The sequence below is a fragment of the Paenibacillus apis genome, from assembly GCF_018333295.1.
Taxonomy (GTDB): Bacteria; Bacillota; Bacilli; order Paenibacillales; family Paenibacillaceae; genus Fontibacillus; species Fontibacillus antibioticophila.
Genome location: NZ_BORS01000012.1, coordinates 13356 through 33931, shown reverse-complemented (window position 1 = coordinate 33931; position 20576 = coordinate 13356). Strand labels below are relative to the sequence as shown.

Sequence of the window (20576 nt, the reverse complement as noted above, 5' to 3'; positions counted from 1 at the left end):
GCAACGTGTGAAGTGTTCTCAATTCTTAGAATGCACCTGTGATGCTCTGACGCAATTCATGCAAATCACGGTAAATCAGATCCGGCTGTACTCCCGCATCAGCAATATACCTGTGATGCTCTGACGCAATTCATGCAAATCACGGTAAATCAGATCCGGCTGTACTCCCGCATCAGCAATAAAGCTCTGGAGATTCGCGTCGGTTGTAAGTCCGGTAAGTACAAGGATGGTTCCGCATCCGGCTTGCACGCCTGCAGATATGTCCGTCAGCATATTATCACCGACAACCGCAACATCTTCCGGGCTGAATCCCAAACGATCGATCGCATGCTTCATAAGAATCCCCGAGGGCTTGCCGATGACAACCGGCTTGCAGCCGGTAGCTGCTTGAATCGCGGCTGACAGAGTTCCTGCCCCCGGCATCAGCCCGCCATTCGCAGGCAGCAAGAGATCCGGGTTGGTTAACACATACTTGGCTCCATTTCTGATCCAGCCTGCCGCATTTGCAAGCTTGTCATATGTAAAAGAAAGATCGATCCCTTGCACTACCACTTCAGGATCATCCTCCACAAGCCTCAATCCGGCATCCGCCAGCGCGCTGGACAATCCCTGTTCGCCGATATAAGCGACCCGGCATCCAGGCTGTTCCTGCGCTATATATTCAGCTGCCGCCACAGCCGAGGTGCATACGTGATCCGCCTTGGCAGGAATCCCCATGGAGGATAACCGCCCGGCAACCTCTTCCGGCGTCTTTGAAGAGTTGTTCGTTACAAAGAGATACGGGATCGAAGCCTGCTGTAGTCCCGCTATCAAAATATCTGCTCCATCAATCATACGATTTCCATGATATAAAGTTCCATCAAGATCAATCAGATAAGCTTTCCATCGCATCATGGCCATGTTCATTTATTCGCCCTCTGATCTCTATTGTACCTATAAATACAAAGAGCAGGCAAATTCCTCCAGTTGCTTATTTCCAAAAACTATTTTATTTCCAAAAACAATTTAAATCAGCCTAGATTTTGTCGAATACGCTCAAGAACAGTCCAAATGGCAAACTTATAGCCTGCTAACCTTGGTAGCAACTGTCATTTCCTGCGCTTTCCCGGAAAATATTTTATTCTCCTCGAAGGACCGGGTACAGCTCATGCTCCTGAGCCAGATAGGAGTCCGGAAAAACCTCTCTTGCCTCAGACAGCAGTTGTTGCAGCTGATGCTCATATTTGTAACGCGAGCTAAAGTGGGTAAGATACAAGCTTTTACATTCACTTTGCTTGGCAACCTCGGCGGCTTGGCGCGCCGTACTGTGATGATAAGTATAGGCTGTTTCAGCCAGGTCATGCATGAAGGTCGCTTCATGCACTAATACATCCGCTCTATCTGCAAGCGGATGCTCGGCCGGACAAGGACGCGTATCTCCGAGAATGGTCACGATTCTTCCACGCTTCGGTTCTCCTAGCACATCCTCAGGACGCAGAATGGTCCCGTCCGATGTCCGTATACTCTCCCCTCGCTTCAATTGACCATAGAGAGGCCCCGGCGAGATGCCATGCTTGGCCAGAAGCTCCTGGTTCAGCTTACCGGGCTGACTCTTCTCCACGATTCGGTAGCCGTAGCTGTCAATCCGATGATCCAGCTTCGCAGACTCTACCCGGAACGAGGCATCCTCAAATAAGCTGCCCCCTTCATGCTCTACGATCTCCAGTTTGTAATTAATTCTGGATTCGCTGAGCTCGAGCACAGTATTCACAAACCGTTTGACCCCTGGAGGTCCAAACAGTACGAGCGGCGTATCTCCCCCCTGATAGGCCCTGCTCGACAATAATCCGGGCAGGCCAAACAGATGGTCACCGTGTAAATGAGTGATAAAGATAAATTCAAGCTTGCTCAGCTTTAACGGTGAACGCAAAATCTGATGCTGTGTCGCCTCGCCGCAGTCGAACAGCCAGAAGCTTCTCCGCTCATCAAACAATCTTAATGCTAGGGAGGTTACATTTCTCTCCAGAGAAGGCACTCCGGCATTGGTTCCCATAAAGTACAGATCCATAATTCGCCTCCATCTCATTCCCGGGAATCACCCGCATTGTCAAAACCCTCCGAGATCTCGGAGGGTTCCTGGAACGGGGATTCTAAGCTTTGTCGACATTAAAGTACTGTGCTTCAGGATGCGCGAAGACCATCGCCGTGACCGAGGCCTCCGGCTCCATCATGAAGCCGTCAGTAAGCTGTATTCCGATGTCTTCCGGCTTCATCAGCTCAAATAGCGGCTGCTGGTATTCCAGATCCGGACAAGCCGGATAGCCGTAAGACACTCGAATACCTTGATATCGGGCACCATGCCGCTGCTTCATTGTCATTTCAGGCGAATCCGGAAAGCCCCAGATATCGCGCATGATATGGTGAACCCGTTCTGCAAGCGCCTCTGCCGTCTCCAAAGCAACGGCTTGAAGAGCATGTGAACGCAAGTAATCGCCGTTCTGCTTCCATTGCTCCGACTGCTCGCTGATGCCTTGACCTGCTGTAACAACGAGGAAGCCTACGTAGTCCATAACCCCGCTCTCAACCGATTTAAGGAAATCCGCAAGACACAGGAAGGGCTCGACCCGTTGTCTTGGGAAGGTAAAGGTGTGGAGCACACGAGAAGGATCTGCAGGGTCATAGACCAGAATATCATCTCCCCGTGACTGTGCAGGGAAGAAACGGTACATCGCTTGTGCCTTTATCGTACCGTGCTGCACGGCCGATTGCAAAATAGAATCGACTGTTTCCTTCAACTGTATTGCCTTCTCATCGCCGGAAGCCAGCAGTTGCTCCACGGAGCCTCGCAAGCCGAGATGATGGCCCAGCAGCATTTGCATATTAATGTACGGAATAATGTGATCAATCGGATAGTCCCGAAGCACGTGGCGATCGAGATCCGGCGGGATATACACCGGGGCATCCGGAGAGATGTTTGATCTCAGCGCACGGGTTAGCGTCGGCAAAGGTTGAACAGGCTTCTGGACCGCATCCGCCTCGAGCTCCTTAATCTGTTCCTGCCGGATCAGCTCCCGGCGGGAAGGATCCATCAATTGGTTCGCCAGATCAAGCCCGTCCATTGCATCCTTCGCATACAACACCATGCCTTCATATTCCGGCCGAATTCTTGTTCTAGTAAATTTTCGGGTCAGGGCGGCACCGCCAACCAAAATCGGGACATCGATACCTGCCGTCCGCAAATCTTGTGCGGTGGTAACCATCTGCTGGGCAGACTTCACCAGCAGTCCGGACAAGCCGATCGCATCCGGCTTCTCTTCCCGGCAGGATTCAATGATCCGTTCCGGTGGTACTTTTATACCCAAATTGATGATTCTGTAACCGTTATTGGATAGAATAATCTCCACCAGATTTTTGCCGATGTCGTGCACGTCGCCTTTAACGGTAGCCAGCAAAATCTTCCCTTTTACCGAGCTTTCATTCTTCTCCATATGAGGCTCCAGGAAGCCTACCGAGGCCTTCATCACCTCTGCGCTCTGCAGCACTTCGGCCACGATCAGTTCATTCTTGTTGAACAACCGGCCTACTTCCTCCATCCCGGCCATCAAGGGACCGTTTATGACCTCCAGCGCAGAGTATTTGCCCAGCGCTTCCTCCAAATCCGGAATCAGGCCTTCCTTCGAGCCTTCAACAACATAAGATGCCAGGCGCTCTTCCAGGCTCAGGAGGACTGCCTTTTCTTTCTTCTCCGTCTTCTTATTGCGGAATGCAGCAACAAAGGCAGCCAATGTCTCATCATTTGTATTGTAGATTAATTCTTCAGCGAGTCTGCGTTCTTCCTCCGGAATCGAGGCATAGCGTTCCAGCTTCTCCGTATTGACGATGGCATAATCAAGACCCGCCTTGGTGCACTCATACAGGAATACAGAGTTAAGCACCTCGCGTCCTGCCTCCGGAAGCCCGAACGAGACATTACTGATCCCAAGCACAGTCTGGCAAGCAGGAAGCTCCTGCTTAATCAGCCTGATTCCTTCAATCGTCTCCTTCGCTGAACCGAGGTATTGCTCATCCCCCGTGCCAACAGGGAAAACAAGCGGATCGAAGATCAGGTTTTCCGCTTGAAGACCATATTTGTGCACAAGCAGATCATGAGACCGCTTGGCAACCTCCAGCTTGTCCATCCGTTTGATTGCTTGTCCCCGCTCATCTATGGTTCCTACGACAACCGAAGCGCCATATTTATGAATCAGAGGAGTAACATGCTCAAACTTTTCTTCCCCATCTTCAAGATTAATGGAGTTAATAATCGATTTCCCCTGGCTGTAGCTCAACGCTAAATCCAGCACCTTAGGGTCGGTGGTATCGATCATCAGCGGTACCTTCACTTTTTTAGCAACCAGTTCAAGGAACTTCTTGATGTCTTCGGCTTCATCCCGGTCCGGGTCCTGAACGCATACGTCAATGACCTGTGCACCGCTCTTTACCTGGGCTCTGGCAATTTCGGAAGCTTCCTCATATTTGCCTTCCACGATTAAGCGTTTGAATTTGCGAGAACCCAGAACATTCGTTCTCTCTCCGACCATATAAGGCCGATTGTCACTCTCAATATATACCGGATCAATTCCGGATATGGCAGGCAAATGATTGCCGGTTAACGGCCGCGGAGGATACGCCTTCAATTGCTCGGCCATCGCCCGGATATGGGCAGGAGTTGTGCCGCAGCAGCCTCCAGCAATATTCAGCCAGCCTTGCTCGGCAAAACCAGCCATTTTCTTGGCCAGCGAATCCGGAGACTCATGATAATTTCCGTTTTCGTCAGGCAAACCGGCATTTGGATAACAGCTCACCCCTGCCTTCGCCATTTCGGACAAGGTGCGAAGATGATCACGCATAAATTCCGGTCCGGTCGCACAGTTCAAACCTACCGAAATCGGCTTGAGATGCTCAAGCGAAATATAGAAGGCCTCGATATTTTGACCGGCAAGGGTTGTCCCCATCGGCTCAATCGTACCCGAGATCATGAGCGGCAGAGATTTCCCTGTCTTCGTATACGCATTGCGTATTCCGATGCTGCCTGCTTTTACATTCAATGTGTCCTGAGAAGTCTCAAGCAACAGTGCATCAACACCCGCATCAATCAGAGCAATCGCCTGCTCTTCATAGGTGTCGATCAATTCCTGAAACGTAACTCCTCCGGTAACAGACAGTGTCTTTGTCGTAGGTCCCATCGCGCCAACCACATATCGGGGGTGCTCAGGCGTGCTATATTTGTCCGCAGCTGCCACAGCCAATTTAGCTGCCGCAAGGTTAATTTCGCGCGAGCGATCCTGCAGGTCATATTCCGCCAGAACCACCGAGGTTGCCCCGAAGGTATTCGTCTCAATTAGATCAGCGCCCGCCTCAAGGTACTGTTCATGTATGTTTTGAATCAGCTCAGGTCGTGTAAGCACGAGAATTTCGTTACATCCGTCCAGCTCTTCGCCGCCGAAATCCTCGCTTCCCAGATTCTCCTGCTGGATCATGGTACCCATAGCCCCATCAAGTATTAATATTCGTTCTTTCATCATCATTTCCAAGCTAGGTTTACTCATGATCAATCCCTCCCGTAAAACGTTATGTTTTAGTTTAGCAGAAGCAAGCCGTTAAGAAAAGGGATAATCTTCTTAAGCTTAGCAGTTGCTCGTTTCATTAAGTATAGTAATCCTATTTATTTAGTGTAGTTAAATATTTCCGAACATTAATTAAATAGATTCTGAAAATCGTTCGAATGTTTGAAAGCATAAGAAAAGAGCGCTTGGCAGGCGCTCCTCAAATAGCTTATTCATTCACAATGAATGTCTCCGATGGCATGGAGTGCTGATCCAATGCCGTAACATGGGAAGTCACTTCATACTCCCCGGCTTCATCAAGGGATGTCTCCCACACATAAAGGCCCTCTCCCGAACTCGATACCGTTTCCATGACGCTTTCATCAGTCGATCCGTCTGTTCTAACTAATTCAAACATAACCTCTTTTGCATCATCCACCGGCTGATCCTGATAGGTCACTTTTGCCTCAAACCTGATGCTTTCCCCGACCTTCACCTCGCCCGGAATGACGGTCAACTCCACCAGAATCGCCTCTGTCACACCGACGGAAGCCTGGTTATACGGTTCCTGTTTGTTTCCGCAGCCCCCAAGGAGAAGGATTAAAGCGCATAATGCCGGCAGCAATAATCTCTGTAGACATATTTTCATCCTTCTTTCCCCTCCTTTATTTTGATCAACAAGGTAATATCCTGTTCATGACTTAAGCATGAGCTTCAATAATAGCATGCAGTTCTGACAAGTGCTCAATTTCATGGTGCGGAACGATCTCATCAGTGCGCGCCTTATGCTCACGGTTCACCCATACCGTTGTCATTCCGGCCCCAAGTCCGCCGCAAATATCTGTTGTCAGCTTATCGCCGACCATCAGACACTCATCTGCATTCAGCTCCAGTTTCTCCAATGCGTGCTCAAAGATCGTCAGATCCGGTTTTCCTTTTCCGAAAGATCCCGAAATCACAATATGATCAAAATAGGGCGCCAGCTCAGGCACGCCGTTAATCTTCTCTTGCTGCAGCGCCGGACATCCGTTCGTCAACAGAAGCAGCTTAACCTTCCCCTTCAACTCGTCAAGAATGCGGAAGGTCTCCTCGTACACATGAGGGCGGCTGCGGCGTTCCCGTCCAAACAGGTCAGCGAGTTCTCCGGCAAGCCTCTCATCATCCACACCAAGCGATAACAAACCTCGAAGCCACGATTCCTTGCGATAGACCGGGGCCAGCTGCTCCAGCTTACGAAATTCCGGTTGTTCTCCCGCCGAAAAGGTAGCCCACAAGCCTTCGAACGGATTGATGCCGATCATTTTTGTAAATGGGAATGTCTCATAAGACTCGTACAACTCTCTGGCTTCTCTGCGTACAGCTTCCTCCAGCTTAACCGGATCGGTTCCGGCGGCCTCCTGTGCCTTCAGACAGGTTGCCTCAAAAGCTTCACGGACGCTGCGATCATCCCATAACAATGTATCGTCCAAGTCAAAACATACGGCCTTAATCGTCATTCCACTCGCACTCCCTGCTTAGAACAATTTTTTTATTCCGTTTCAAATGCTACATGGTGTACTTTTGCATATTGCTCCAAATGAGCAGCCATGGCTTGAGTATCAAACAGATTGCGGCTGCGGGAGAATACCCAGTTTACGTCCTTGCTCTTAGGAACAATCGTGATTTTGCTGCGGTTTTTGCTCACTTTGATCTTGCTGATATTGTTCGCTTCAATGATCTTGTCCCGGTTGTACTTGGAAGTGTAGAGCCAGTTTCTGTCGATTCTCAGATAGGGTCTTCTAAGGAAAATCATCAGAGCCAGCAGCAGGTACAAGACGATCGTCAGCCAGAAAATAGTAGAACTTAGCTCAGCTGTGTTTCCGACCGTTCCGATCACGCCATACAGTACGGCCAAGAGCGCCAATACGACAGGCAGAATAATCTTGCGGCCCTTAAAAATCTCGCCATCCCCCTTTGGGCCAAGCGCGGTGCGGGGATCCCTGTTTGATCTGGTCTTTACGGCAGGCCCCTTCCCACTTTTGTACATCTTCTTTTGATTCCGTTCCACTTTCCGGTCAAACGATCCCATTCTTGCTCCTCCTAGTTCAATGATGAAGTCAATGTTGCTTTGCTTTATTTATCCACAATTTCGATGGATTCCAGCTGCTGCCGGAAATTTCTCCGGACATTTTGCAGATAAACCTCACGCAGATGCGCTCTTTCCAGCTTTTCATCTTCCGTTAAGCCCTCGGAATTATTCTTCCGGGCCAGTTCGTTGATTCGTTGAATCAAAGCATCTATATCCATGGTGTCCCTCCTGACATCTAGTAGAAAAAAATAATACAACAATCTTACTTTGACATGAGAAAAAGAGCTTGTCAAGGCAAGTCAATCCTTGAGTCAAGCTCTTTCTGGGAAGCAATGAAATTGCTGTAAATCCGAACTCATGATATGGATTAAATGCGTCACCAACCCATAGGGCTGATCAAGGCATTTTCAAGGTATCGCCAACCCGGATATTACTTGAATGTAAGTCGTTAAACCGCTTGATTCTCTCTACATAGACACGCGTATCCTCGATTGCAGGCTTATGAGCCAAGGCAATCTCCCACAGTGTATCCCCTCCATGAACAACCACCACCGTAGCAGATTCCTGTTTATTCGAAGGACTGTCAGATGAAGCAAATGCAGAAACGACCCCGGTTCCCGTGACGCTTAGAAGTAAAAGAAACAGGACCAACTTTACAGCCCCCTTTCCCCATGTCTTCATAAAGGATTCAAGGAAGGAAGCCGACGGAGCCGATTCGGGTGTCTCATAGATACTTTTATATGTAGTGTATTTTAACATTATTCTCATCCTCCAAACAAATGTTCTCGTTCTTGTTTTTTAATATAACACGAACACTTGTTTGATTCAATACTTTTCAGAACAATTGTTCCCTTTATTTTTATTTTAATTTAGAACTTATGTTTGTACGAACGGCAGTTCTATGTTATAATTTTCCCAAACGTTACTAATGGGGGATATTGAAATGTCCAAGGTGTCCAGCCGTCAACAGGCAATACTAGAATTTATCCGCAACGAGGTCCGTATGAAAGGCTACCCTCCCTCCGTCCGTGAGATCGGGGAAGCTGTTGGACTGGCGTCCAGCTCGACCGTTCATGGTCATCTTGACCGCCTGGAGAAGAAAGGTCTGATCCGACGGGATCCTACCAAACCGAGAGCCATTGAAATACTCGGCCAAGAGGATGAGGATGGACTGGCTTTATTCACACATAGCATTGCCCGTGTTCCTGTCGTAGGCAAGGTAACAGCCGGTGTTCCTATCACGGCTACCGAGAATATCGAAGACTACTTCCCGCTTCCGCAGCATTACGGGGAAGAAGGAGAAGTATTTATGTTGTCCGTTGTGGGTGACAGCATGATCGAGGCTGGCATACATAGCGGAGACTTTGTCATCGTCAAGCAACAGCAGACCGCCAACAACGGAGATATTGTCGTTGCCATGAATGAAGATGATGAAGCTACTGTCAAGACCTTCTATAAAGAAAAGGATCATATCCGCCTTCAACCCGAGAACCCGACCATGGAGCCTATTCGCTTGAAGCAGGTTACCATCTTGGGCAAAGTTATCGGCCTGTTCCGGGATTTGCACTGATTGTTGATACTGTATGTAGGAAAAGACGCCTTAGGGCGTCTTTTTGAATGCAGAAAAACTCCTAAGTTCTTTTGAGGACGAGGAAGTTTGTCTGTACATGTGGGACCTTACGCATAGGGTATGGTCGTCTTTGACAATAAAAAGGGGTCTCGGCCCTTTTTTAAGTAACGTTAACTTGTATAAAAACGAATAGAACAAAGAAGATAAACGTAAAAAACCAATGGGAATCTTTGTTTTCATGCAACTCTTTTTAATAACTCTTCCCAAATAAGGGTTCACATACTCGTACATTAATACAATTGCGACCAATTGAATCCCCTGCGGTAAAAACAACACTATGAACAATACTCATTAAAAAATCATTTAGTTTGCTTTTTAACCAGTAGTTAGCTCCTAACTTGATTCCCTGCTTCCTATCGTTCCTACGGCAAGTAAGAAACTGATTTGCGAGGGTACAAGTAATCCTTTGGTTTGGGCACTATATTGCACGAGTAATTTCTCACTCTTATCCTCCCTGCAAAAAAACGTAAATGCTTATTTCGTAATCCACTCAAGGGGATCGCCCGGTTCCAATGTTCCGTAATTTATCAGCGTGGCCTCTCCTGTTTCTGGATTAGTTGGTTGGTCAATTTGATACAAATATCCGTTTTTTCCGTATCTGGCGTGTTTACTTTGGTCGTAGCGTTCGCTATCCATACAAATATTGACGGCTTTCAATGCAATCGCCGCCTCCTGACCTCCCTCGAAAAGCTCATGTTCCCATAGAAACTCACATTCGATATTCAAAAAACACTCTTTGATTCGCGGCGCATTAACCTTTGAAGCTTTCTCCGCCGTTAAGCCGGAGGCGGTGATTTCATCCGTTTCAAACTGATTGTTGCCAATTGTTTTAATGCAACGGTCATAAATATATTTTGAAGGAAAGTTTAACAAGGAGGAGTATCTTTGGATGTGCTAACGGACATTTTGAACTATTAGCCGACTTTTTCGCACATTTTTGGAGGGTAACGGACATTTTCGGCATTTAGAACGCTCATAAGGCTCTGATTCACGCAACTCACCTATCTTAGCAGCCAAAATGTCCGTTACATTTCTGGCTTCATCAATAGTGGCCTTTAAGGAGACGTAATGTCCGTTAAACCAAGCACTTCTCCGGAGCAAATGTATCGATTGCGATGCTTGCATGCTGTCTGCATTGTTGCTTGAATTGCTCTAGTTACAACGCATCAGTCAAGCTCGAAAAGAAGGATATCGTCCTGTTAAGCGTGTTCGTATATTGTTATACTTCGTTGACGGATTGAGTATTCCTAAAATTGCTGAGCTCGTAAATGTCACGATGCCTAAAATTCAACCATTGTGTGGATAAAGCATTAAAACAAGGTACCCCAGCAGTGCTCCATAAGGAACAACGTTCAGGTCAACCGTCAAAAAATGTCTGTTTTTTTCAGAATGGCTGAGTTTTTTGCGAATCTAACTGTACTCTATACACCTATTTTTAAATGCAGAGCGAAAGTTCAGAAATTAGGTGCCACCCTTGTTCCCTCCACCCGCATAGCGGCTGGTTTTCTGTTTCACACGCTTCGCGTGCTCAACTGGTTAAAGCCGCAATAAAAAAAATCCCCCGAAGCCATCGGCCTCGGGGGATTTCTCGATTAATACAAAGTCATATATTGATCTCTTTCCCAGTTGTGAACTTGCGTGCGGAAGATATCCCACTCAATTTCCTTCAATTCGAAGAAGTGGGTCAGGGCATGATCGCCGAGCGCTTCCGTAATGACCTCATTGCGGATCAATTCGTTAATCGCTTCCTTCAGGTCAACCGGCAAGCTAGGGATTCCCTCTTCGATTCTTTCCTCTTCGGACATTACATAGATGTTGCGATCCACCGGATCCACCAGCGGAAGCTTGTTCTTAATGCCGTCCAGGCCTGCCTTCAGCATAACCGCCAAAGCAAGGTAAGGGTTCGCAGCAGGATCCGGATTACGAACCTCAATCCGTGTGCTCAGTCCGCGCGATGCAGGAATACGAATCATTGGGCTGCGGTTGCTGGAGGACCAGGCAACATAGCAAGGTGCTTCATAACCAGGAACCAAACGCTTATAAGAGTTGACGGTCGGATTAGTGATCGCCGCAAATGCACGAGCATGCTTCAGAACACCCGCCATGTAATGGCGAGCCTCTTGACTCAGTCCCAGCGCATCGCTTTCCTCATAGAATGCATTTACATTGCCGCGGAACAACGACTGGTGACAGTGCATGCCCGAACCGCTAACGCCAAATAGCGGCTTCGGCATAAATGTCGCATGCAATCCATGCTGACGGGCAATGGTCTTTACAACCAGCTTGAAGGTTTGAATTTGGTCTGCAGCTTTAACCGCATTTGCATATTTAAAATCAATTTCGTGCTGACCAGGGGCAACTTCATGGTGAGACGCTTCGATTTCAAAGCCCATCTCTTCCAGAGTCAATACGATTTCGCGACGGCAGTTCTCGCCAAGATCCGTAGGAGCAAGGTCGAAGTACCCGCCCTGGTCATTCAGTTCCATGGTTGGATTGCCTTTTTCATCCGTCTTGAACAGGAAGAATTCCGGCTCAGGACCCACATTCATGGAAGTGTAGCCCATTTCCTCAGCTTCACGCAGTACGCGCTTCAGAATCCCGCGAGGATCGCCGGCAAAAGGAGTGCCGTCCGGCATATACACATCACAGATCAGACGAGCAACGCGGTCTTCTGCTACCCAAGGAAATACAACCCAAGTATCCAGATCCGGGAAAAGATACATATCGGATTCTTCAATGCGTACATACCCTTCAATGGATGAACCGTCAAACATCATCTTGTTATCAAGCGCCTTTTCCAGCTGGCTCACCGGGATTTCAACGTTCTTGATCGTACCGAGCAGATCCGTGAACTGCAAGCGGATAAAGCGAACATTCTCTTCTTTGGCAATACGTATAATATCTTCTCTAGTGTAACCCAAACCAATCTCTCCCCATGTTTATAATTTGAAAAAGCTGGACAGTTCTCCCTGGATCAACGATACCTGACCCGGCCGTGTTCCTCCAGTTAATAACTGCTGCTTTAACATCCGGTACAGTTGGGAATCAGACATTTCCTTCCGCTTCACTTCGGTATCCTTCGTAATTACGGTAGCCTCTTGAGAATCCTTGGTCATCGGGTTCATCACCTGCTTGATGCCGGCAATGTTAACCCCTTTATCAATAAGACCCTTGATCTCCAACAAGCGTTCCACATCGTTAAACGAGAACAATCGCTGATTGCCGGATGTGCGTGCGGGAACGATTAATTGATGCTGCTCGTAATAACGAATTTGCCTAGCCGTTAAATCCGTGAGCTTCATTACAATTCCAATCGGAAACAAGGCCATATTTCTGCGAATTTCGTCACTCATCGCTCTCAACCTTCCAGTTAGATAATCATGTTATTATTCTATGTAAAGTATCCTGACATGTCAATACTTATGTGAGATTAACTTACAAAAAGAAGCACCTCCCGAATTTATCAGAAAGGTACTTCTTTTTCAAATCTATTAGCCGGAAATCTCTAATAACTTACGTTCCAGCATTAATTGCAGCGCGGTTAAAATACCGAATTTCACATGAGAATAGGTGAGTCCGCCTTGCATATAAGCAATATAAGGCTCGCGGATCGGGGCATCTGCCGACAGCTCAAGACTCCCTCCTTGAATAAAGGTACCGGCGGCCATAATGACCGGATGCTCATAGCCGGGCATATCCCATGCTTCCGGCACCACATGCCCATCCACGGCTGCAGCTCGCTGTATACCCTGAACGAAGGCAACTAGTTGCTCTTCACGCCCAAAGGAAATGGCCTGAATCAAATCGGTGCGCTTGGCATCCCAAGCCGGACGACTCAAGAACCCCGCCTTGGCAAATACAGCTGCAGCCAAAATGCTTCCCTTCACAGCTTGTCCGACCATCACCGGAGCAAGAAACAGTCCTTGGTAGATGCCGCGGGTCGTGCCCAGCATAGCGCCAACCTCTCCGCCAATTCCAGGCGCAGTCAATCGATAAGCAGCCAATTCTACCAGCTTCGCTTTGCCGCAAATATAACCTCCGGTCTCCGCCAAGCCTCCGCCGGGATTTTTGATCAGTGAGCCTGCGATCAGGTCAGCACCTACCTGGGTCGGCTCCAGTTCCTCCGTGAACTCGCCGTAGCAGTTATCGACAAACACAATACAATCAGGATGCAGACGCTTTACTCTGGCAACCATTTCCCCGATCTCGGCAACGGAGAAGGAATCCCGCCAATCATAGCCGCGGGATCGCTGGATTCCGATGACCTTGGTGTGATCGGTCATCTTGTCACCGACACTATCCCAATCTACGGTGCCGTCCGCAAGCAACGGAACTTCATCATAATTGATTCCGAAATCCTGAAGCGATCCGGTGCCATCGCCCGGCGTACCAATTACCTTGTGCAAGGTATCATAAGGTGTTCCTGAAATGTATAAGAGTCCGTCACCAGGACGAAGCACCCCAAACAGCGCCGTGGCAATCGTATGCGTCCCGGAAGCGAAATGCGGGCGCACAAGCGCGGCCTCCGCACCGAACACCTCGGCATAGACCTGATCAAGAATCTCTCTTCCTCGGTCATTGTAAGCATAACCGGTCGATCCGGCAAAATGAAAGTCGCTGACCTGAAACTTCTGGAAAGCCTCGATCACCTTCCATTGATTCAAATCGGCGATCCGGTCAAGCTCGCGAAATCTGTCCGTCACCTGCTCCTCCGCCTCTTGAACCCAGCGGACAATCTCTTCTGAAAATGCTGCCATGTTGATAATCCCTCTCCCATCCAAATTAAAACCAACTAAAAGACTTAATGCTTCATGGGCTCTCCCTGATCCTCTGTAGCAAACGGAGCCAGCAAGTAAGCATATTTATCATATTCCCCCCGGCTGACATCAATCGAATAAATGGTATCCGTTTCATCATACCGGTGATTTACGACTTGTCCAATCCTGTACAAAACCGGCGTCAAATCTCCCCTTGCTGCGGGAATCCGGAAGGTACGGAGCCCGGCTGACAGGGATTCCTGCACTGCTTCACGGATACGGTCCATATCATCCGCATTCAAGGCGCTTACCTTCAGATAGACGCTGCCGCCATGCAGCATCTCCTTCTGCCGTTCTTCACAGAGATCCATTTTATTGTAGAGCACAAGCTGCGGCTTTCCTCCCGCTCCCAGCTCATGAAGAATGCGGTCCACTACCTTTTGCTGCTCATCTCGCATAGAGGACGATGCGTCGATGACATGCAGAATCAGATCAGCCTCATTGACCTCCTCCAGCGTCGCCCGGAAGGCTGCCACCAGATCATGCGGTAGATTCTGAATAAAGCCAACGGTATCGGTTAGCACCACTTCTCTGCCCCCGGGCAGTTCCATCGTTCGCGAGGTTGGATCCAGCGTAGCAAACAGCCTGTTCTCAATCAATACATCCGCATCTGTTAATGCTTTTAATAAAGTCGATTTCCCCGCATTGGTGTAGCCCACCAGCGCGACCTGGACAATCCCGGTTTCCTTTCTTCTGGAACGATGCAGTTGACGATGCCGGGTTACTTCATGAAGCTGCCGCTTCAGTTCCCCGATTCGTCTGCGGATATGCCGTCTGTCGGTCTCCAGCTTGCTCTCACCGGGACCTCGCGTTCCGATACCGCCGCCCAGCCGGGACAGATTCTTGCCATGACCAGACAGTCTGGGCAGCAAATAGGTCAACTGAGCCAGCTCTACCTGGATGATCCCCTCCCGGGTTCTGGCACGCTGTGCAAAAATGTCCAGGATCAGCTGAGTACGGTCGATAATCCGCACATCAAGCAGCTGTTCCAGATTGCGCACCTGCGCTCCGGACAGCTCTTGATCGAATATCGCCGTATTCGCTTCCTGCTCCTGGAGCAGTTCCTTCAACTCCAGCGCCTTGCCTTTCCCCAGCAAAAAACGGGGGTCCGGCCTGTCCCGATACTGAACAATCTGCCCGGTAACCTCTACCCCTGCCGTATCAGCCAGTTGAATCAGTTCCTCCAGTGAATTTTCCGGGGATATCCCTTCTTTTTTCATATCCGGTGTGATCAGACTGGCAACAACAGCCCGATCGGGTTCCATCGTCCTGGTCTCATAGGTTAATCTTGACATGACTTGATAAGCCCTCATTTCTTCTCTAGCTTCAAATCCTCAGTTCGAATCGTCATCAGCTCCAGCTTGCCCGGTGATCCGCCGCTGTATTGTTGAAGCAGCCTGACTGCCTGCTGGCGGATAGACCGCTCAATCACATTGCGGACATATCTGGCATTACTGAATAGATGTTCCGTCTCGCTTTTCTCGTGAAGCAAATGCTGCTTAATTTTGAGTATCGCCTGAGGCATCAAAATATAATCCCGTTCCTTAACCATTCCTTCAGCAATTTGAATTAATTGATCGATCGAGTAATCCGGAAAATCCATCTGAATCGGAAAACGGGAGGGCAGACCTGGATTTGTAGCCAGAAAGAAATCCATTTCATCGGAATACCCAGCCAAAATCAAGATGAATTGATTCTTCTGATCCTCCATCGCTTTTACAAGCGTATCTATCGCTTCCTTGCCGAAATCCTTTTCTCCGCCGCGAGCCAGGCTATAGGCTTCATCAATGAACAAAATGCCGCCAAGCGCCTTTTTGACCAGGTCTCTCGTCTTCTGTGCGGTATGTCCGATATATTCCCCGACAAGATCCGCTCTCTCCACCTCGATCAAATGTCCCTTGCTGAGAACTCCCATCCGCTGAAACATTTTGGCCACAATTCTTGCTACCGTAGTCTTTCCTGTTCCCGGGTTCCCCTTAAACACCATATGAAACACCTGAGGATCTGAAAGCAAACCTGCCTCTGAGCGCATTGCCGCAATTTGCAGCAGAGCGAATATCTCAAACATGAATTCCTTAATATGATCCAGACCAACTAGGCCGTCTAATTCCTTTTGAAGCTCGTGAAACAGGTTTTGCTGCTGCGAATTGCCCTTGGCCCCCGCGACCTGCAGCCCCTCACTCTCTTGTGTCTGAGGCTGGGATACAACCGGAGGCTCGGAACTTCGAAGAATGACATTGATCTGTCTTGAAGGTCGCTCTTCAGGAAATCCGTTTCTGGCCACAACACGTCCTGACATCTATGGATCACCTCTAACCAATGGGATAGCTTATAGAGAAGTTGTTCAAAAGGCGATTTTTGAACACGCTTATAGAATGTATTCTCTCTTCTGCTCCGTTATTAGAAGTTTTGCTATTTCCAGCCCAAAGCGAGTCTGATCTGATCCATCTTCCACTTCGTGTAAGCCAAGACCTCCCGCAGTACAGTCTGATTAGGCTTCAGAACCTTCGTCTCCGTTAAGGATAGTCCCGGGCGATCATAATTCAGCACCTCTGCAATCTCATAGGCCCGGTTTCCATGATAGGTATGTGTGATAATGACTGATGATTTCAGGCCATGCTCCTCCATGATCTCCTGGCTGAACAACAAATTCTCATAGGTGCTTGTTGCTTCATTCTCCAGCAACAGCGCTTCCTCGGGGACGCCCTGTGAGATCAGAAAGTTCGCCATACCTTCTGCCTCTGTATACTTGTATTCCGGCTTATCCAGTCCGCCGGTCAGTATGATTTTTTCAAACCTGCCTGCTTCATAATCTGCCAACGCCTGATTGAGACGCTCCTGCAATCCGGGACTCGGCGTATCTCCCCACATAGAGGCTCCAAGCACGATCCCTGCATCGGCTGGCTCCTGGTCATATCTGCTGATTGCCGGGTTCCGGTCTATACTGCCGATTTGATACAGGCAAAATACGATCCACAGCAATCCGGCCAGCACACAGCACACAAGAAAAAGCAGGAGACGTCTACGCAACCTGCTTGTCCTCCGCCTAGATCCCCTTGCAACCGGACTAATCCGATAATCCATCTTTACCTCCCGCGCGCGGTGAACCCAGCTCAAGAACAAGTCTCTTGAAGTCCTCCAGAGACATCGAAAAATAGGGGAACCGATGAGCGCGGATCTCCCCAAGCAGCTCGCGAGCTGTCTCTGTCGCCAGGTCATAATCTTTCACCGTAATCAAGCCTCTGCCTAAAGCATCGTCAAGCTCATCCTCATCCAGCAGGAAGACCTCTCCATTTCGAAGCACTACAATATCCAGATACAAATCATCGAACCAGGGCACGCCTTGATCCGTAACCCCCTGGGTTTTGCACACATCAATATACCATTCCACAATCTCGCCTTGATTATCAAACATCGCAGTAACGATAAAGTGTGCCCCCTTCGGATAATACTGGATCCAGGTGTAGCCCTTGTCGGCAATACGGAACGTATGCCCTCCATAGGTTTTCCAGAGGGGGTCTCTCAAGGCATGGATATTATACAGCGTTATGTAGCCTGTAAATGCTTCGCTTTCCACATATTTGGATTTGAACTGGCGCTGGGTTATGCGCCGCCAATTCGCACGGTCTCCGAATTTTCTCTTCATAGGCTGATCCCTTTCAACACAATGTATAATCAGCTTACCATATTTGATAGGGAGTCTCAAAAATGAAATTTGGAATTCATAGGTTGTCATAAAAAACAGGCATCAGCATGAAAGCCGATGCCCTGTTCTACTTATGCCAATAGCGAAAGTGATCATCCGCCGGTATTGGGATCTACTTGCACCTGGGCAGCCGGATCATCTCCGCCCTGTCCTTCCTGTACCGGTGCTTCTGCATCTCCACTGCCCGGAGGCTCCTCTGAGCCCCCGTCAGGATTACCGCCGTCTTGTCCCTGATCAGGATTCTGGCCGTTCGGATCTCCATTGCCGCCGTTATCTCCATTGCTCGGACCATTTCCATTGCCATGACCGTTGCCATTGCCATTGCCATGACCGTTGCCATTGCCATTGCCGGGACCATTTCCATTGTTGTTTCCATTCCCTTGTCCCGGTCCAGGACCCTGGCCATTGCCGCCTTCCTGTCCGGTGTCGTTCCCCGAACCCGGATCAACAATGGTACCATCGTCAGGGTCGATATCGTCCATTGGCGGATCATCCGCCACAATCAGCACCTGTGCAATATTGGACGGATCGCTTTCCTCATCATTCGCTGGGTCATAAGCCGTCACATAGTATTCATAACCGGAACCAGCCTCTGCTGCAATATCCTCTGCAGACGTTGCTTGGGTCTCGTAATACAATACAAAATCCATCTCCGTAAGCGCTCTGCGGTACAGGCGATATACCGCCCCCTCGGTGTCCACACCATCCCAGGTCAGGGCAATAATACCTGTATCCTGATTGTAAGAAGCGGACAGGTTAGCAGGATTCAGGACCAGTTCTTCTTCCGGCTCAACCGGCTCCAGATTTGCCGGTACCGGGAAGTCCTTCACAGGCACTCCAGCCAAAGCCTCTTTCATAATCGTTGCGAACAGACTAGCAGCCTGGCCGCTGCTGCCGTTGAGCAGATGATTTTTATCAGGCTGATCGTAGCCCATCCAGATCGATGCGGTCCATTCCGGCGTATAGCCTACGAACCAGACATCTCTGTTCTTGCTGCTCTTAAGTCCGCTGATTCCGTGCTGCGTTGTTCCCGTCTTGCCGGCTACAGGACGGTCGATCTTGGCCCGTTTCCCTGTTCCGTCATTGATAACATTCTGCAGCATGCTCGTCATATAGTAAGCGGTCTGTTCGGAAATCACCCGCTTGGTCTTCGGAGCATTGTATTTGTATTTCTCTACACCGTCATGATCCTGAATCGACTTGATGGAGTAAGGCTCATTGTAATTGCCCCCATTAGCAAATACGCTGAAGGCTCCTGCCATCTCAAGGGTATTCGTACCATAGGTAAGTCCGCCAAGCGCAATCGCAAGATTGCGGTCGTCCTTATCCATCGTAATCCCCATATCCGAAGCCATCTTCAAGCCTGCGCCAACGCCCACTTCATTAAGAAGCCAGACCGACGGGATATTTTCCGATTTCGTCAATGCAGTAGTCATATCAATCGTTTTGGAATAACCGTGCAGGTTTTTCGGACAATAGTCTCCGAAGCACTGCTTCTCATTACTGATCAGAGAGTTCGGTTTGAACTTGCCGCTCTCGAGTGCAGGCGCATAGGAGACAATCGGCTTGAACGTGGACCCCGGCTGACGCCGGCTTGTTACCCGGCTGAAGCCCTTCCGTTCATAATCGCGGCCGCCCAGCAGGGCGATCAGACTTCCGTTCTCATGATTCTGAATAACAATGGATGCCTGCACCTGCTGATCGTCGACGCTCTTTTCAAAGAAATCGTCATTGGCAAAGGCCTTTTCTACAGCCTTTTGTGCTTGAATATCCATCGTCGTATAGATTTTATATCCGCCGCGGTTCAATTGGTCTTCCGTCAATCCGAACTTATCTTCGGCTTCCTTCACCACATAATCCATAAACGCCTGATAGCTGCCGCTTTTGTCTGGTGCTACATAGGTGTAATCCACCGCTTTGGCTTGATCTCGCTCTGCTGCCGTAATATAACCCTCCTGGTACATCAGCTCCAGGACGACAGCGCGCCGCTGCTTGGACTGTTCGGGATTGGAGACCGGGTTATAAATGGACGGGCCTTTAGGAATTGCCGCCAAAGTCGCTATCTCCCACAGCTCAAGCTCGTTCAGATCGCTCTCCCCGAAGTAGCGCTGTGAGGCTGCCTTGATACCATAGGACTTCTGACCGAAGAAAATCCGGTTTAAATACATCGTCAAGATTTCATCCTTCGTGTTGTGCCGCTCCAAGGCCATGGCAATCGACATTTCTGTCGCCTTCCGGAAGAAGGTCTTGTCAAAGTCAAGGAACATGTTCTTGGCTAATTGCTGGGTGATGGTACTGCCCCCTTCGACAAGCGAGCGCGCCATAATATCCTTGACCGCAGCCCGGCCGATCGCCCACAGATCGATCCCGTTATGCTCGTCAAAGCGGCGGTCTTCAGTCGCCTTGAACGCATTTTTCACTAATTCAGGGATATCTTCCTCTTCTACAGGCTCGCTCCGGTTAACCGACAGCTCACCCATCAATTTGCCGGTGCGGTCATAAACCTTGGAGGTCTCGTAAATAAACAGCTTATCTTGATTCTCGGCCAGAATCTTCTCACCGCTGACCGTAATGTACATATAGCCTGCAATCGCACAGAAAATCGCAAAGGCAATCGTGAAGAACGAGGTCCACAACAGCTTTTTTGCGGTAATCCGTTTCTTTTTCTTTTTCTGTCCTTTGGAAGCCCCTTGCTTTTGCGCCGGCTTGCTGCTTCTCTCCAGTCTGGAAGTTCTCTTGTCTGGCATGAATTGTTGACTCCCTTCTTACCGATCTTTCGATCTTCTCTCTA

The 20576-nt window shown here is 49.1% G+C and carries 18 protein-coding genes; 1 reads left to right on the top strand and 17 read right to left on the bottom strand.

Annotated elements, in window-relative coordinates; genetic code table 11:
* Positions 1 to 75: 75 nt before the first annotated feature.
* The 8 genes from KI362_RS17090 to KI362_RS17055 all read right to left on the bottom strand — a co-directional run bounded on the left by KI362_RS17090 (position 76) and on the right by KI362_RS17055 (position 8391).
* Complete coding sequence (locus KI362_RS17090; RefSeq protein WP_301628897.1) at positions 76 to 894, bottom strand: TIGR01457 family HAD-type hydrolase; 819 nt, start codon at positions 892 to 894, stop codon at positions 76 to 78.
* A 223-nt stretch (positions 895 to 1117) separates the two neighbouring features.
* A complete protein-coding gene (gene rnz, locus KI362_RS17085) occupies positions 1118 to 2047 on the bottom strand; it encodes a ribonuclease Z (protein WP_301628895.1) in 930 nt (309 codons plus the stop codon).
* Between the two features lie 82 nt (positions 2048 to 2129).
* Positions 2130 to 5567, bottom strand: coding sequence for a methionine synthase (gene metH / locus KI362_RS17080; protein ID WP_301628893.1), 3438 nt, complete (start codon positions 5565 to 5567; stop codon positions 2130 to 2132).
* A gap of 226 nt (positions 5568 to 5793) precedes the next feature.
* Positions 5794 to 6213 carry a FixH family protein gene (locus KI362_RS17075; protein ID WP_301628892.1) on the bottom strand — a complete coding sequence of 140 codons (420 nt, stop codon included), beginning with the start codon at positions 6211 to 6213 and terminating at the stop codon, positions 5794 to 5796.
* Positions 6214 to 6265: 52 nt separating this feature from the next.
* Positions 6266 to 7060, bottom strand: a complete 795-nt coding sequence (locus KI362_RS17070; RefSeq protein WP_301628890.1) for an HAD family hydrolase — start codon at positions 7058 to 7060, stop codon at positions 6266 to 6268.
* Between the two features lie 32 nt (positions 7061 to 7092).
* A complete protein-coding gene (locus KI362_RS17065) occupies positions 7093 to 7632 on the bottom strand; it encodes a hypothetical protein (RefSeq protein ID WP_301628888.1) in 540 nt (179 codons plus the stop codon).
* 44 nt (positions 7633 to 7676) lie between these two features.
* Complete coding sequence (locus tag KI362_RS17060; protein WP_071784176.1) at positions 7677 to 7850, bottom strand: DUF896 domain-containing protein; 174 nt, start codon at positions 7848 to 7850, stop codon at positions 7677 to 7679.
* A 178-nt stretch (positions 7851 to 8028) separates the two neighbouring features.
* Positions 8029 to 8391: a LysM peptidoglycan-binding domain-containing protein gene (locus tag KI362_RS17055; protein ID WP_301628886.1), complete on the bottom strand. Its 363-nt coding sequence runs from the start codon at positions 8389 to 8391 to the stop codon at positions 8029 to 8031.
* A gap of 184 nt (positions 8392 to 8575) precedes the next feature.
* Between KI362_RS17055 and lexA the strand changes: the two genes are divergently transcribed.
* Entirely contained in the window at positions 8576 to 9202 is a 627-nt protein-coding gene (gene lexA / locus KI362_RS17050) for a transcriptional repressor LexA (protein ID WP_044478777.1), read from the top strand.
* A gap of 534 nt (positions 9203 to 9736) precedes the next feature.
* Here the strand turns inward: lexA and KI362_RS17045 are convergent.
* The 9 genes from KI362_RS17045 to KI362_RS17005 form a co-directional block, all read right to left on the bottom strand.
* Entirely contained in the window at positions 9737 to 10135 is a 399-nt protein-coding gene (locus KI362_RS17045; protein ID WP_301628884.1) for a hypothetical protein, read from the bottom strand.
* A gap of 719 nt (positions 10136 to 10854) precedes the next feature.
* Positions 10855 to 12183, bottom strand: a complete 1329-nt coding sequence (gene glnA, locus KI362_RS17040) for a type I glutamate--ammonia ligase (protein ID WP_044478779.1) — start codon at positions 12181 to 12183, stop codon at positions 10855 to 10857.
* An 18-nt stretch (positions 12184 to 12201) separates the two neighbouring features.
* Positions 12202 to 12615: a MerR family transcriptional regulator gene (locus tag KI362_RS17035; RefSeq protein ID WP_044478780.1), complete on the bottom strand. Its 414-nt coding sequence runs from the start codon at positions 12613 to 12615 to the stop codon at positions 12202 to 12204.
* 138 nt (positions 12616 to 12753) lie between these two features.
* Entirely contained in the window at positions 12754 to 14019 is a 1266-nt protein-coding gene (locus KI362_RS17030; protein ID WP_301628880.1) for a methionine gamma-lyase family protein, read from the bottom strand.
* A 44-nt stretch (positions 14020 to 14063) separates the two neighbouring features.
* Complete coding sequence (hflX, locus tag KI362_RS17025) at positions 14064 to 15374, bottom strand: GTPase HflX (protein ID WP_301628878.1); 1311 nt, start codon at positions 15372 to 15374, stop codon at positions 14064 to 14066.
* Between the two features lie 14 nt (positions 15375 to 15388).
* The gene (locus tag KI362_RS17020; protein ID WP_301628876.1) at positions 15389 to 16378 is read right to left on the bottom strand and encodes an AAA family ATPase; all 990 of its coding nucleotides are present in this window, start codon (positions 16376 to 16378) and stop codon (positions 15389 to 15391) included.
* 113 nt (positions 16379 to 16491) lie between these two features.
* On the bottom strand, positions 16492 to 17109 hold the full coding sequence (locus KI362_RS17015) for a YdcF family protein (protein ID WP_301628874.1): 618 nt from the start codon (positions 17107 to 17109) through the stop codon (positions 16492 to 16494).
* Positions 17110 to 17146: 37 nt separating this feature from the next.
* Positions 17147 to 17725, bottom strand: a complete 579-nt coding sequence (locus KI362_RS17010) for a DUF402 domain-containing protein (RefSeq protein WP_301628872.1) — start codon at positions 17723 to 17725, stop codon at positions 17147 to 17149.
* A 152-nt stretch (positions 17726 to 17877) separates the two neighbouring features.
* Positions 17878 to 20532 (bottom strand): transglycosylase domain-containing protein, encoded by a 2655-nt coding sequence (locus tag KI362_RS17005; RefSeq protein WP_301628870.1) that lies wholly within the window; start codon positions 20530 to 20532, stop codon positions 17878 to 17880.
* Positions 20533 to 20576 lie beyond the last annotated feature (44 nt).

What these genes read in the sequence shown, in the direction of transcription:
- metH (WP_301628893.1), bottom strand. Translation starts at nt 5,567, where the DNA reads ATGAGTAAACCTAGCTTGGAAATGATGATGAAAGAACGAATATTAATA.
- KI362_RS17060 (WP_071784176.1), bottom strand. Translation starts at nt 7,850, where the DNA reads ATGGATATAGATGCTTTGATTCAACGAATCAACGAACTGGCCCGGAAG.
- lexA (WP_044478777.1), top strand. Translation starts at nt 8,576, where the DNA reads ATGTCCAAGGTGTCCAGCCGTCAACAGGCAATACTAGAATTTATCCGC.
- KI362_RS17055 (WP_301628886.1), bottom strand. Translation starts at nt 8,391, where the DNA reads ATGTTAAAATACACTACATATAAAAGTATCTATGAGACACCCGAATCG.
- KI362_RS17090 (WP_301628897.1), bottom strand. Translation starts at nt 894, where the DNA reads ATGATGCGATGGAAAGCTTATCTGATTGATCTTGATGGAACTTTATAT.
- KI362_RS17020 (WP_301628876.1), bottom strand. Translation starts at nt 16,378, where the DNA reads ATGTCAGGACGTGTTGTGGCCAGAAACGGATTTCCTGAAGAGCGACCT.
- hflX (WP_301628878.1), bottom strand. Translation starts at nt 15,374, where the DNA reads ATGTCAAGATTAACCTATGAGACCAGGACGATGGAACCCGATCGGGCT.
- rnz (WP_301628895.1), bottom strand. Translation starts at nt 2,047, where the DNA reads ATGGATCTGTACTTTATGGGAACCAATGCCGGAGTGCCTTCTCTGGAG.
- KI362_RS17070 (WP_301628890.1), bottom strand. Translation starts at nt 7,060, where the DNA reads ATGACGATTAAGGCCGTATGTTTTGACTTGGACGATACATTGTTATGG.
- KI362_RS17005 (WP_301628870.1), bottom strand. Translation starts at nt 20,532, where the DNA reads ATGCCAGACAAGAGAACTTCCAGACTGGAGAGAAGCAGCAAGCCGGCG.
- KI362_RS17030 (WP_301628880.1), bottom strand. Translation starts at nt 14,019, where the DNA reads ATGGCAGCATTTTCAGAAGAGATTGTCCGCTGGGTTCAAGAGGCGGAG.
- KI362_RS17075 (WP_301628892.1), bottom strand. Translation starts at nt 6,213, where the DNA reads ATGAAAATATGTCTACAGAGATTATTGCTGCCGGCATTATGCGCTTTA.
- KI362_RS17035 (WP_044478780.1), bottom strand. Translation starts at nt 12,615, where the DNA reads ATGAGTGACGAAATTCGCAGAAATATGGCCTTGTTTCCGATTGGAATT.
- KI362_RS17010 (WP_301628872.1), bottom strand. Translation starts at nt 17,725, where the DNA reads ATGAAGAGAAAATTCGGAGACCGTGCGAATTGGCGGCGCATAACCCAG.
- KI362_RS17065 (WP_301628888.1), bottom strand. Translation starts at nt 7,632, where the DNA reads ATGGGATCGTTTGACCGGAAAGTGGAACGGAATCAAAAGAAGATGTAC.